General features: G+C 68.4%; 12 protein-coding genes and 1 pseudogene. 10 read left to right on the top strand and 3 right to left on the bottom strand.

The features are described from left to right. The first annotated feature begins 156 nt into the window (after window positions 1-156). From rpmH to MLE27_RS11345, 7 genes and pseudogenes are all read left to right on the top strand, one after another. Window positions 157-294 (top strand): 50S ribosomal protein L34, encoded by a 138-nt coding sequence (gene rpmH, locus MLE27_RS11375; RefSeq protein WP_243312195.1) that lies wholly within the window; start codon window positions 157-159, stop codon window positions 292-294. A 14-nt stretch (window positions 295-308) separates the two neighbouring features. Then, a pseudogene (gene rnpA / locus MLE27_RS11370) lies at window positions 309-671 on the top strand (ribonuclease P protein component); the annotation flags it as partial. Window positions 672-741: 70 nt separating this feature from the next. Then, complete coding sequence (yidD, locus tag MLE27_RS11365) at window positions 742-1,008, top strand: membrane protein insertion efficiency factor YidD (protein ID WP_243312194.1); 267 nt, start codon at window positions 742-744, stop codon at window positions 1,006-1,008. A gap of 12 nt (window positions 1,009-1,020) precedes the next feature. Continuing rightward, entirely contained in the window at window positions 1,021-2,631 is a 1,611-nt protein-coding gene (yidC, locus tag MLE27_RS11360) for a membrane protein insertase YidC (RefSeq protein ID WP_243312193.1), read from the top strand. A 9-nt stretch (window positions 2,632-2,640) separates the two neighbouring features. Next, the gene (gene jag, locus MLE27_RS11355; protein WP_243312192.1) at window positions 2,641-3,786 is read left to right on the top strand and encodes an RNA-binding cell elongation regulator Jag/EloR; all 1,146 of its coding nucleotides are present in this window, start codon (window positions 2,641-2,643) and stop codon (window positions 3,784-3,786) included. A gap of 84 nt (window positions 3,787-3,870) precedes the next feature. Continuing rightward, complete coding sequence (locus MLE27_RS11350) at window positions 3,871-4,191, top strand: DMT family transporter (protein WP_243312191.1); 321 nt, start codon at window positions 3,871-3,873, stop codon at window positions 4,189-4,191. A gap of 78 nt (window positions 4,192-4,269) precedes the next feature. After that, window positions 4,270-4,683: a hypothetical protein gene (locus MLE27_RS11345; RefSeq protein WP_243312190.1), complete on the top strand. Its 414-nt coding sequence runs from the start codon at window positions 4,270-4,272 to the stop codon at window positions 4,681-4,683. Window positions 4,684-4,779: 96 nt separating this feature from the next. Here MLE27_RS11345 and MLE27_RS11340 read toward each other — a convergent pair whose 3' ends face one another. Next, window positions 4,780-5,814 (bottom strand): AMIN domain-containing protein, encoded by a 1,035-nt coding sequence (locus tag MLE27_RS11340; protein WP_243312189.1) that lies wholly within the window; start codon window positions 5,812-5,814, stop codon window positions 4,780-4,782. A gap of 140 nt (window positions 5,815-5,954) precedes the next feature. Beyond that, a complete protein-coding gene (locus MLE27_RS11335; protein WP_243312188.1) occupies window positions 5,955-6,827 on the bottom strand; it encodes a deoxyribonuclease IV in 873 nt (290 codons plus the stop codon). 96 nt (window positions 6,828-6,923) lie between these two features. Here MLE27_RS11335 and MLE27_RS11330 point away from each other — a divergent pair, with 96 nt between their 5' ends. Further along, window positions 6,924-8,147, top strand: a complete 1,224-nt coding sequence (locus tag MLE27_RS11330; RefSeq protein ID WP_243312187.1) for a glycosyltransferase family 4 protein — start codon at window positions 6,924-6,926, stop codon at window positions 8,145-8,147. On the opposite strand, the gene MLE27_RS11325 is transcribed toward MLE27_RS11330, so the two are convergent. Then, window positions 8,116-9,195 (bottom strand): glycosyltransferase, encoded by a 1,080-nt coding sequence (locus tag MLE27_RS11325; protein ID WP_243312186.1) that lies wholly within the window; start codon window positions 9,193-9,195, stop codon window positions 8,116-8,118. The genes MLE27_RS11330 and MLE27_RS11325 overlap by 32 nt on opposite strands. Window positions 9,196-9,302: 107 nt before the next feature. On the opposite strand from MLE27_RS11325, the gene MLE27_RS11320 reads away from it, so the two are divergent. After that, a complete protein-coding gene (locus MLE27_RS11320; RefSeq protein WP_279355796.1) occupies window positions 9,303-10,706 on the top strand; it encodes a lipopolysaccharide biosynthesis protein in 1,404 nt (467 codons plus the stop codon). Between the two features lie 114 nt (window positions 10,707-10,820). Further along, window positions 10,821-12,137 carry a histidine kinase dimerization/phospho-acceptor domain-containing protein gene (locus MLE27_RS11315; RefSeq protein WP_243312185.1) on the top strand — a complete coding sequence of 439 codons (1,317 nt, stop codon included), beginning with the start codon at window positions 10,821-10,823 and terminating at the stop codon, window positions 12,135-12,137. Window positions 12,138-12,163 lie beyond the last annotated feature (26 nt).

Genomic DNA, 12,163 nt, shown 5'->3' with positions numbered 1-12,163 from the left:
GTCCTTGTTGACAGAAGGTGTTATGGGTTTTACCACTCCAGGGCCTGTAGCCCCGCGCGGGAAGGAAGTCCAGCCCGGGCGCGGGCCGCTTGACGAAACCGCGCTTTCCGGCTATGAAGCCAAGTTCCTTTTTTCAATACGATATGGAGAAGACTCATGAGCAAGAGAACCTACCAGCCGTCCAACACCCGGCGCAAGAGGACCCACGGTTTCCTGGTGCGCTCCCGCACGAAGAACGGGCAGGCCATCATCCGCCGCCGCAGGGCCAAGGGCCGCAAACGCCTGGGCGTCTAGAATTTCCAAAGGCCTTTCACCTCGTCAAGCGCCAGCAATTCCTGGACTGTTACGAGCGAGGCCGACGCTACCACACCAAGGGTTTCATCCTTTTCGTGCTCGAACGGCCAGCCCGCGCCGACCATTGGCGGCTTGGGCTGGCCGTGAGCAAGAAAACCGGCCATGCGGTGCTGCGGAACCGGGTGAAAAGGCTCCTGCGGGAATTCTTTCGACTCCACGGCCCTGAAATTCCGGACGGAATCGACATCGTGGCTGTTCCGAAAAAACATCTGGACGCATCCGGCCTGACGCTTGAGCTCCTCACTGTGGACCTCATGCCGGCAATCGCCAAAATCCAGGCCAATCAGGAACGCCAGCCACGGCCGGAACCGGCCTGAGGCCGCACGGGCCGCCTCCAGGGGCTTTCGGGCTCCATTGTCCAGGCTGCGAGGCCTGGTTCGGGATACTATGCAAAGGCTTATTTTGGCTCTTATAGCCATGTACCGGTATTGCCTTTCCCCTTTGATTCCCGGGCATTGCCGGTTCACACCCTCCTGTTCCGAATACGCGCGCGAGGCCGTCGTCATGCACGGCGCGTTGCGCGGCTCCCTGCTGGCCGCCTGGCGGCTTCTGCGGTGTCAGCCCTTGTGCAGACCCGGCTACGATCCCGTCCCCCACAACCTGAGCTGGCACGCGTTCACCGCGCGGCGCCGCGAGCGGCTTGCCGCGAAATAGGATGTTCACGTCATGGAAAACAACAAGCGCGTCCTGATCGCCATCGTCCTGTGCCTGGGCGTCCTGATCGCCTGGCAGTATTTCTTCCCGCAGTACAGCATGGTCCAGAAGGCCCCGCAGCAGGAGGCCGCGCAGAAGAAGCCCGACGCCGCCCCGGCGGGCAAGCCCGCCGGCAAGCCCGACGCCACCCTGGCCGCCGCCGAACCCATGACCGGCACGCCCATCGTGGTCAGCACCCCGCTGTACAAGGCCACCCTGCTCAGCTCCGGCGGCGTGCTCCAGCACTTCACGCTGAACAATTTCAAGCTGACCCTGGCCAAGAACTCCCCCAACATGGACCTCACCGAGGAGGCCGCCGCCAAGGCCCCCCTGGGCCTCATCGTTGACGGGCAGGCCACCTGGCGCACCGTGAACTGGGCCACCGACGCCAAGGACACCTCCCTGGCCAAGGGCCAGTCCGCCACGCTGGTTTTCACCGGCACCCAGAACGGCCTGGAGATCAAGCGCGAGCTGACCTTCCACGCCGACACCTACCTGATCGACGAGGCCGTCACCCTGACCTCGCAGAGCGCCCAGACCTCCAGGCTGACCTTCACCCTGGCGGGCGGCAGCCTCACCGGCGGCGAAGCCAACTACAACCCCACCCGCGCCGCCTACCTGGACAAGAGCCTGGAAGAGATCACCAGCCTGGACAAGATCAAGGACGGCAAGGTGGTCGAGAGCGGCGGCAGGTGGGCCGCCGTGGAGAGCAACTACTTCATTTCCGCCGTGATCCCCAGCGGGGCCGCCGTGCTGAAGCTCCAGTACATCGACGGCATCACCCGCCTGGCCGCCGAGAAGGACAACATCGCCCTCGCCCCCGGCCAGCCCGTCAAGGTGGACAACAGCTACTTCCTCGGCCCCAAGGAGCGCGCCACCCTGGCCGCCGCCCCCGGCGACCTGAAGATCGCCCTGGACTACGGCATGTTCCACATCCTGGCCGAGGCCTGCCTCTGGCTGCTGGACCTGCTGCACGGCTTCGTGGGCAACTACGGCGTGGCCATCATCCTGCTGACGGTCATCATCAAGCTGCTGTTCTGGCCGCTCTCCCAGAAGAGCTACCAGTCCATGGAGAAGATGCGCAAACTCCAGCCCATGATGGCCGCCATCCGCGAGAAGTACCCCGACGACCGCAACAAGATGAACGAAGAGCTGATGCAGCTCTACAAGACCTACAAGGTCAACCCGGCGGGCGGCTGCCTGCCCATCCTGGTGCAGATCCCGGTGTTCTTCGGCCTGTACCAGGCGCTGCTCAACTCCATCGAGCTGCGCCACGCCCCCTTCATCGCGCATGTGCCCTTCACGGACATCCTCTGGCTGGCCGACCTCTCCGCCAAGGACCCCTTCTACGTGACGCCGCTGATCATGGGCGCCACCATGTTCCTGCAGCAGAAGATGTCGCCCCCTCCCGGCGACCCCACCCAGGCCAAGGTGATGATGTTCATGCCCGTGATCTTCACGTTCATGTTCCTGAACTTCCCCGCCGGTCTGGTGGTCTACTGGCTGGTGAACAACGTGCTCTCCATCACCCAGCAGTGGCTGCTCATGAAGGGAAGCACCGCTCCCGCCCCCAAGAAGGCTTAAGGAGCTTCCATGAGCGACTTCAACACGTTCACCGGGAAAACCGTCGACGACGCCATCAGCGAGGCGTGCCGGTTCTTCACCACGGAACGCGACAAGCTCGAGGTTGAGATCATCACCGGCGGCTCCACCGGCATCTTCGGGCTGGTGGGCAAGAAGAAGGCCCAGATCAAGGCCCGCCGCCGCCATGACCCGGCCGTGAAGGCCGCCATGTGCGAATGCGAGGAGGCCCCCAAGGCCGCCGCAGCTCCCGCGGCTGCGTCCGCCCCTGGGGCCGAGGCCCCGGCCGCCCCGGTATCCGCACAGGCTGCCGCACAGGCTTCGGGCGACGACTCCGCCGAGGCCGCGCCCGCCCCGCAGAAGGGCCGCGAGCCCAGGGGCCGCGGCGGTCGTGGCCAGCAGCGCAAGCCCCGCGAGGCCGCGCCAGCCCGGCAGGCAACGGAGGCATCCGGCGAGGAAGGCGCGGGAGAAGAGGCCGCCGCCCAGCCCCGCGAAGGGGGAGAAGGCCGCCGCTCCCGCTCCCGCAGGCCCAGGCGCGACCGCTCCCGTGGGGAGCAGGCCGCCCGTCAGCGCGACGAAGCCCGTCCGGAAGGTTTTGAGGCCTCCGGCCGCGACCTCTCCGACGCCGCCCTGGACGACGACCTGCCCGAAGGCGTGGACCAGACCCCGGCCTCCCAGGAACTCAAGGATCTGGCCTCCGAGATCATGCTGCGACTGCTGACCCCCATCCTGGAGCAGGAGCCCGCCATGGAGATCGAGGGCACGGCCAGCCGCCTGAGCGTCATCATCCAGGACGAGGAGCACTCCGGCCTGCTCATCGGCCGCGAGGGCCAGACCCTCGCCGCCCTGCAGTACCTGGCCAACCGCATCATGGCCCGCCGCTGGGAGAGCCCGGTGCGCGTGCAGATCAACACCGGCGAATACCGTGAGAAGCAGGACGACAACCTGCGCAAGATGGCCCTGTATCTGGCGGACAAGGCCAAGAACCTGGGCCGCCCGCAGAGCACCAAGCCCCTGAGCTCCTACCATCGCCGCGTGGTGCACCTGACCCTGCAGGCCGACGAGACCATCCAGACGCGCAGCAAGGGCGACGGCCCCATGAAGCGGGTCATCATCGTGCCCAGGCGCCCCAAGGCCGAGAACCAGCCGCAGCAGTAGACCGGGCGGCAAACACAGTTCACAAGGGCCGGGGGCAATCCTCCGGCCCTTTGCTTTTCACGCCAAACCAAGGAGGCGCTGAGCATGGCCTGGGCAATTCTTTTTCTGGCCGCCCTTTTCGAGATCGGCTGGGCCGCCGGGCTCAAGACCACCGACGGCTTCAGCAGGCCCCTGCCCACCGTGCTGGTCGCGGTCAGCATGCTGGCCAGCATCGCGCTGCTTGGCCTGGCCTCCCGGCAGCTGCCCATCGGCACGGCCTACGCCGTGTGGACCGGCATCGGGGCCGTCGGCGTGGCCCTGGCGGGCATCGTCTTCTTCGGCGAATCAACCAGTTTGGGGCGGCTTGCCTGCATGGCCATGATCGCCGCCGGTGTCGCCGGGCTGCGCCTGTTCTCGGGGGAGTGAGGCGGCTGGAACGCTTCCTGCTGGCATGAGCGGGGCGGCAGATTCTGCCGCAGCCGAGAACACCGCCAGGAGGACCCCATGGCCGCCATCAACCAGATCACCGGCACCAGCGCAGCCAACCCCTACGCCGCCATCCAGGCCAATTCGAGCCGGGCGGCCACGGCCAAGAGCCAGGCCTCCAGCAGCTCCGGCGGCTCGGACACCGTGGACATCTCCGACGCCGCCAAGGAGCTCTCCAGCATCCTGGCCCAGCAGAGCGGACAGGCCACGGACGCCTCCTCCAGCTCAAGCGGGGACAGCGCCGAGGCCATCAAGAAGAAGATCGAAGAGCTCCAGAAGAAGATCGACAAGGTGGAGCAGAGCACCATCCCGGACGAAGCCAAGGAGGCCGTGGTGGAGGGGCTGCAGGCCCAGATGGCCCAGCTCCAGCAGCAGCTCTCCAAGCTGGCGGCGGGGTCGTCCGGCACCACCGGCTTGAAGGCCAGCGCCTGAGGCAACGTAGAACAGAGCAAAACAAAAGGGATTCCAGGGCACGCCCTGGAATCCCTTTCACTTGACTAGAACAGTGATGTTCCGCTGGGATTCCCCTTACTTGGCAGGCGGCAGCGTAATCACCACGCCCTTGGCCTGCTTCTCGACCTTGGGCTCCGCGCCGCCTTCCGACTGCTTGTCGCGGTAGTCGAACACGATGCGCAGCCTGTCCGGGTGCATGCCCAGGCGCACCTTCTCCACGAAATCCGCCTCCGAGGCCAGGGAGGGCTTCACCCCGCCCTGCCAGTGGCCCACGACGTCCACCACCACTCGGGTGGGGCCCTTGTAGCGCGCCGTGAGCACCTTCTCCACGGGCGCGTCCGTGACCACGGTCAGCACCAGCGCGCCTGAAACGGTCTTGGCCGTGACTTCCAGGATCTTGCCCGAGGCCTGCGCCCCGGTGTCAGCCGCGTCGGCCTTGGCCGGAGCCTGCTTCGCCTCGGCGGGCGCCTTGGCGGGGGTTTCCTTCTTCTCGGGCGCGGCCGGTTTCTCGGGCTTCTGGGCTTTTTCGGCCTTTTCCGCCATCGCGGGTTTTTCGGGCTTCTGCGCCTTGGCGGGTTTGGCGGGTTCCATGGCGGGAGCGGCAGCCGGAGCGGGAGCAGCAGCGGCGGCTGCGGGGGCGGCGGCTTCAGAGGCAGGGGCCGCAGGTGTGGCCGGAGCTGGGACGGGCCTTTCGCCGCCAGGCTGCCGCACGGTCCACAACCCGGCGGGGAGGCCGGGCTGGTCGTCGTCCTGGGCGGATTCCCGCGCTCCCTGGGCGGCTTCGGCCTGCTGGCCTTCCATGGGCACGGAGCGGCCCAGCTTGGCCACCCGCGCCGCATCGGAGCCGGTGGTGACCTTGTGCGGATCGCTGGACGCCGCATAGGGGTCGGCCACGCTCTCGGCCTTGGGGGCCTGCGCGCCGGGCTCGGGCTGCGGCTGCGCCGGGGAGGGGGCAGCGGCTGGCGGCGGCGTCTCGGCTATCTGGGCCTGCTGCGCCGGTTTGGGTTCGGGGGCCTCCTGCCTGTTCATGTAGGCGATGCCCGCACCCAAGGCCAACGCGGCTCCCATGACGATGAAGACGACCACTTTCGCTGTATTGTTCCCGGCCATTTCCGCAAGCCTCCTGTTGCTTATCGAATCCGCGCGGCGACTTCCTGGCCGCCACGCCGGATTATCCCCCCTACACGATTCCACGCCGCCCAGGCAACCGCCCAGGCAACCGCCCTCAACCGGGTAGCCGCACGGCCGGTTCAGCCCAAGGGCCTGTTCTCGGCCAAGAGGGCGCGCAGGGCGGCAAGGTTGCGCACGTCCTCGGACAGGTCCTTCTCCTTGTGCGTCTCCAGGATCATGGGCAGCCCGGCCAGCCGGGGGTGGTTGACGATGGCGGAGAAGCCTTCCGGCCCGATGGCCCCCTGGCCGATGTGCTCGTGCCGGTCCAGGTGGGAGCCCAGCCCGCCTTTGGAGTCGTTCACGTGCAGCAGGAGCAGCCGCGCCGTGTCCAGGTGCGACAGGGCGGCGTCGAGGCCCTCGGCGCTGCGTACGTCGTAGCCAGCGGCGAAGCCGTGGCAGGTGTCGAAACAGAAGCCGATCCGGCTCGGATGGCGCGAGAGCCCGGCGATGGCCGCCAGTTCGGCGAGGTCGCCGCCCAGGGCGCTGCCCTGCCCGGCGGTGTTCTCCAGCAGGATCAGGGGGCCGTCCTCCCCGCCGCCCTCGAAGGCCTGGTCCAGCGAGGCGGCCGCGCGGGCCATCGCCTCCTCCACCGGAGAGCCGCCGCGCGCTCCGGGGTGCAGCACCACCCAGGACACTCCCAGCCTGCGGCAGCGCTCCAACTCGGCGGCAAGGGCCGCCACGGAACGCTTCCGCAGCGCATCGTCCGGCGAGGCCACGTTGATGAGGTAGGAGGCGTGGCTGGCCACGGGGTAGCTCCCCCAGCGCTCCCAGGCTTGGGCGAACAGGGCCGCCTCCTCGTCCGAGACGGGGGCGGCGTCCCACTGGCGCTGGTTGCGGGTGAAAATCTGCAGGGCGGTGCCGCCCACGCTGGCGATGCGCTCGAAGGCCGTATGCAGCCCTCCGGCGATTGATTCATGCGCCCCGATGCGCCTGACGAAGCCTGTTGCACTCATTTTTCCGTCCAGGAAGTTGTCTATTGAGTCGAACGTCCAGGAATGCTATCGGATCTGCCCGGGGTTGAACAACCCGCTCCGGGTCAAGCAGCACCCATGGCACGCACAGCATACGTCACGCTTTGGTATCCCAAACCCTCTGAAACGTTCGTCGTCGGGGAGGTTGCAGCATTGCGCAACCTCGGTATGCCCGTGACGGTCTATACGCTCTACGGCCGCCTGTCCAAGCACATCGGCGCGGATATGGAGGCCAAGTGCGCCCCGGTGGTCCGGCTGGGCTCGCGCAGCACCGGCCGGGGGCTGGCTGCCATGGCCTGGTGGCATTCCAACCACAAGGAACTTTTCAGGAACGCCGCCAGGATGGTGCTGGGCCGGTTCTGGCGCGACCTGGAGCAGACCGGCGAGAACTCCTGGGCCTTCCTGGCCGGGTGCCTGCTGGCGCGGATGTTCCAGAAGGACGGCGTGGACCACATCCACGCGGGCTGGGCCAACGGCCCCGCCACCGCCGCCTGGACCGCCTCCATGCTCACGGGCATTCCCTTCAGCTTCACCGGCCGCGCGGGCGACATCTACCCGCCCGACGGCGCCCTGGAGGAAAAGATCGCCGCCGCCGATTTCGTGCGCACCGACGCGGGCTTCAACGTGGATTACCTGCGCCAGTTCACCAAGGACCGCAAGGACCGCATCCACCTGGTGCGCAACATGCTCTCCTGGGACATCCCCGCCCCCGGCGAGGTGCCCATGCGCCAGCCCTACCGCCTGCTCGCCATCGGCCGCTTCGTGAAGACCAAGGGGCTGGACGTGCTCCTGGACGCCTGCGCCCTGCTGCGCGGCAAAGGCGTGGACTTCCGCCTGACCCTGGCCGGTTCCGGCAGGATCGAGGGCGCGCTGCGCAAGCAGGCCGAAAAGCTGGGCCTGGCGGACAAGGTGGATTTCCCCGGCTTCGTGCTGCACTCCAAAATCCCCGAGCTCATCGCCCAGCACGACATCTTCGTGATGCCCAGCAAAGTGAGCCGCACGGGCGACCGCGACGGCCTGCCCACCGTCATCATGGAGGCGCTCATCAGCCGCGTGCCCGTGGTGGCCACGGACGTGGGCGGGATCAGGGAAGTGGTGGAGACGGGCGTGACCGGCATGCTCGTGCAGCAGCGCAACCCCGCCGCCCTGGCCGACGCCGTCATGGAGCTGGCCTCCGACCGGGAGAAGGCCCTGGAAATGGCCGAACGGGGCAAGCAGCGGGTGGCGGAGTTCTACGACACGGCCCGCAACGCCAGGCGGTTCTACACGCTCATCGCCGGGCGCGAACCAGACCCTCGATGATCGCGGCGTGGCGCTCGGCCACGCTCCCAAGCGAATGTTCCTCAAGGGCGGTCCGCCTGCCCTCCTCCCCCATGCGCTCGCGCAACCCGGCATCGTCCAGCAGGGTCGAGAGCGCCCCGGCCAGCGCTTCGCTGTCCCTCTTCGGAACGACGAACCCCGTGCGCCCGTGCCGGATCACCTCGCCCACGCCGCCCACGTCCGTGCCCACGGCGGGCAGGCCCATGCTCATGCCCTCCAGCAGCACGTTGGGCATGCCCTCGTTGGCGGAGCTGAGCGCCACCACCGAGGCCGCGCCGTAGTGGGGCCTCGGGTCGCTCACGCCGGGCAGCAGCTCCATGGAGGCGGCAGCCGGGCTGGCGGCAATCCGCGCGGCCAGCTTCTCCCGCAGTTCGCCGTCGCCCACAAGGCGCAGGCGCGCCTCGGGGTGGCCGGGCTGCAGGATCTCGAAGGCGCGGATCAAAGTCTCGTGGTCCTTAACGGGGGCCAGGCGGGCCAGGCAGAGGATCACCGGCGGCTCCTGCCGCAGCTTAGGCGCGGGCAGGAAGAAGTCCGTGTCCACGCCGGTGGGGATCACGTCCACGCGCTCCGGGGGCAGCCCGTAGCGCTCCGTGAGCGCCGCCTTGAGGGCGCGGGCGTTGCAGATGTGGTGGTGGGCCAGGTTCCTGAGCAGGCCCTCGTGCTGGCGCCAGAGGTCGTCCCCGCCACGGCAGTTGGCCACAACGGCGGGAACCCGCGCCAGCCGGCCCAGCACCCGGCCCCAGATATTGGGCACTACGGTGAGCGCCATGAGCGCGTCCGGCCTGAAGCGCGAAAGCCCGCGCCAGAGGCTCCACAGCCCGGCCGGGCCCACCGCGCCGCCGCCCGCCAGCATGCGCACCGTGAGCCCGTATTCGCGGGCCTTGGGCAGGAAGGCGTCGCCGCCCATGAGGGTCCATATTTCGGTCTGGAAGCGCGCCGGATCAAGGCGCTTGGCCAGCTCCAGGGCGTGGCGCTGGGTGCCGCCCAGGTGGAAATCCTGCAAAAGGAGAACTGTCTTGACCGGTCGCATGCCCGCCCGCCCCGGCATGGGGATGTTTTGCCAGCACCGCCGAAATGGGGTACCCGTTCCCCGCGGCAGTTAACCCAATACGAATCAGCCCGCCACGAAAACATCCCATGAAGACCCAGCACTCCATCCTGAAGAAATTCCTGCACCTGGCCTGCGCCCAGTGGGTGCGCGACGGCCTGCACACGCTGCTGATCGTGCTGCTGGCCCGGGCCAGCGCCAGCACCTACGGCGAGTTCGTGCTGGCCTTCTCCCTGGCGCAGTTCATCCTGTTCCTGGGCGAGTTCGGCCTGAACCAGCCCATGGTGGTGGCCCTCTCCCGCCGCTGGGGCGACAAGGGCCACGTGCTGGCCCAGTACGGGCTCATCAAGGCGGCGCTCCTGGGCGCGGGCATGCTCGGGGTGCTCGGCTTCTGCCTGTTGCAAGGCTACTCCGGCGGGCTGCTCTGGATGTCGCTGGGCATCTGCGCAGGCTGCGGCCTGGAGCCCCTGGCGGGCTCCTTCTTCGTGGCCCTGCGCGTGCAGGGCAGGCAGGACCTGGAGGCCTACGTGCGCTCCGTCGCGGCCGCCGCGGGCTACGGCTACGCCCTGGCCGCCGTGTGGCTGGGCTGGCCCGCCTGGAGTTTCGGGCTGTTCAAGGTGCTTGAGAACCTGCTGAACCTGGCCGGGAGCGCCTGCCTGGCCCTGCGCTGGGAGGAGGTCTCGGGCCTCGGGCTTGGGCGGCGCGGCGTGGCCCGGGCCTGGCGCACCGCCGTGGGCGGGCTGGTGTTCGTGGGCATGGCCCTGGCGGCCATCGGCTACAACAAGGCCAACGTCTTCTTCCTGCAGCGCCACGGCGGCGCGGAACTGGTGGGGGCTTACGGCGTGGCCTGGGAGCTGGTGGACGGGGCCTCCAACCTAGTGGCCTCCCTGCTGCTCTCCGGGGTTATCTACCCTCTGCTGGTGAAGCTCTGGCGCACCGACAAGGAGGGCTTCGCCCACCTGGCCCGGAGCTCGGCCCGCACCCTCACCGCCGTGAGCCTGCCCGTGATGGCCTTCCTGGCCATGGAGTCCGACAGGCTCATCCCGCTGATCTTCGGCGAGGGCTACCGCCAGTACGCCTGGGTGGCACCGCTGCTCACCCCTTCCATCATGATCGCCTTTCTGCACAACCTGGCCGCCTACATGATGCTGGCCTTCGGGCGGGAGCGCCTGCTGCTGGCCGTCTACACCGGAGGGCTGCTCGTGGGCATGGGGCTGTGCTGGCTCTTGGTGCCCGGCGCGCCGCTCATGGGTGCGGCCGTGGCCATCGTGGCGACCAAGGCCGCCGTGGGCGTATGCACCGTGGGCTACTGCCAGCGCCGGACGGGCTTCATGAGCCTGCGCTCCGCCGCCCTGGCCGCCGCTTGCGCCTGCCTGGCCGCCGGGCTCTGGCTGGCGCTCTCCGGGCGCGCCCCGCGCGAACTGGCCGAGGCCGCCGCCCTGGCCCCGCTGGCCTGGCTGCTCTGGCGCTGGCGGCCGCGCAAACCGGCCTGATACTCCCCCGCAGAACGACTCCCGGGCTTTTCAGACGCCCGCCTTCCTGATAGTGACCGTCGTGTCACGGAACGTCGGCGAAAGCGTTACGCCCCACGACACGAGGTATCCCCCATGGAAAACCGCTCCTACTTCGCGCGCCTGCTCGCAGTGGCGTTGTCGATCCTGCTGCTTGCGGCCATAGTCATCTACTACCAGGGCAGCCACCGGGCCGGGGAGACCCTCGTCAACGAATTCGAGGAGCGCGAGGCCAACACCGCCGAAGTGGTCGCCTGGCTGCTGGCGGAGAAGGCCCCCTACGCCGGCGATGCCGCCCTGCGGGCGCGCATCCATGAGCTTGGAACCCACCTCAAGGTGCGCATCACCTACATTGCCGCAGGCAAGGTGCTGGCCGACTCCGAAGTGCCCGACCAGGACCTGGGCAAGCTCGAAGACCACTCCGACCGCCCCGAGATCATCACCGCCCTGGCCTCCGGCACGGGCAAGTCCACCCGCTTCAGCGCCACCCTCCAGACCCAGATGCTCTACGTCGCCCGCAAGATCGGCGGGCTGGCGGGCGTGCCCGACGGCGTGCTGCGCATCGCCTCGCCCTATTCCGCCGTGCAGACCGAGCTGACCCAGTCCAGCCAGCGTTTCCTGGCCGTGGTGGGCGTCATGGCCCTGTGCGCGGCGGCCCTGGCATTCTTCCTGATCCGCCGCACCCAGGGTGCCCTGCGCGCCTTCAGCGAGGTGGTCAGCCAGATGGACGCGCCCGAGGCCTCCGACAAGATCCGCGTCTGCCCCGGCTCCGAGTTCAAGCCCCTGATGGACTCCATCAACACCCTGGCCAAGCGCAACCGCAAGCACCTGCGCCACCTGCTGGACACCCGCAGCCAGTTCGAGGCCGTGCTGGCCAAGATGAACGACGGGGTGGCCATCCTGGACGAGCAGGGCTCCATCCTGGCCCACAACGACGCCCTTGCCGCCCTGCTGGGCTCGCGCAGCGGGGACTGCTCCGGCAGGCACATGCTGGAGGCCGGGCTGGGGCTCGAACTGTTCGAAGCCGTGAGCGAGGCCCTGCGCGCGCCCGACCCGCAGCCCATCCGCTTCCAGGCCCGGCTGGCCGACGGCCCGGACGTGGACGTCGACGTGGCCCCCTACACCACACAGAAGGGCAAGCGCCGCATGGTCCTGGTGCTGCACGACGTTACCCCCATCAAGAACGCGGAGCGCATCCTGCGCGAGTTCGTCATCAAGGCCTCGCACGAACTGCGCACGCCCTTGACCAGCATCCAGGGCTACGCCGCCACCCTGGTGGAGTCCCCCCCCAATGACCCTGAGCAGATGGACAAGATGCTCGGCACCATCCTCAAGCGCAGCCAGGAGATGAGCGGCATCGTCACCGACCTCCTGCACACAGCCAGCCCCCAGGCCGAAAAGGCCCAGGGCTGAGACGAAATACACAACCGCCGCAAGGA

The organism is Fundidesulfovibrio agrisoli, from assembly GCF_022808715.1.
GTDB lineage: Bacteria > Desulfobacterota > Desulfovibrionia > Desulfovibrionales > Desulfovibrionaceae > Fundidesulfovibrio > Fundidesulfovibrio agrisoli.
This window is presented reverse-complemented; position numbering and strand designations above follow the sequence as displayed.

Coding starts and splice junctions, on each gene's coding strand:
- rpmH (WP_243312195.1), top strand. CDS start 157: ATGAGCAAGAGAACCTACCAGCCGTCCAACACCCGGCGCAAGAGGACC.
- yidD (WP_243312194.1), top strand. CDS start 742: ATGCAAAGGCTTATTTTGGCTCTTATAGCCATGTACCGGTATTGCCTT.
- yidC (WP_243312193.1), top strand. CDS start 1,021: ATGGAAAACAACAAGCGCGTCCTGATCGCCATCGTCCTGTGCCTGGGC.
- jag (WP_243312192.1), top strand. CDS start 2,641: ATGAGCGACTTCAACACGTTCACCGGGAAAACCGTCGACGACGCCATC.
- MLE27_RS11350 (WP_243312191.1), top strand. CDS start 3,871: ATGGCCTGGGCAATTCTTTTTCTGGCCGCCCTTTTCGAGATCGGCTGG.
- MLE27_RS11345 (WP_243312190.1), top strand. CDS start 4,270: ATGGCCGCCATCAACCAGATCACCGGCACCAGCGCAGCCAACCCCTAC.
- MLE27_RS11340 (WP_243312189.1), bottom strand. CDS start 5,814: ATGGCCGGGAACAATACAGCGAAAGTGGTCGTCTTCATCGTCATGGGA.
- MLE27_RS11335 (WP_243312188.1), bottom strand. CDS start 6,827: ATGAGTGCAACAGGCTTCGTCAGGCGCATCGGGGCGCATGAATCAATC.
- MLE27_RS11330 (WP_243312187.1), top strand. CDS start 6,924: ATGGCACGCACAGCATACGTCACGCTTTGGTATCCCAAACCCTCTGAA.
- MLE27_RS11325 (WP_243312186.1), bottom strand. CDS start 9,195: ATGCGACCGGTCAAGACAGTTCTCCTTTTGCAGGATTTCCACCTGGGC.
- MLE27_RS11320 (WP_279355796.1), top strand. CDS start 9,303: ATGAAGACCCAGCACTCCATCCTGAAGAAATTCCTGCACCTGGCCTGC.
- MLE27_RS11315 (WP_243312185.1), top strand. CDS start 10,821: ATGGAAAACCGCTCCTACTTCGCGCGCCTGCTCGCAGTGGCGTTGTCG.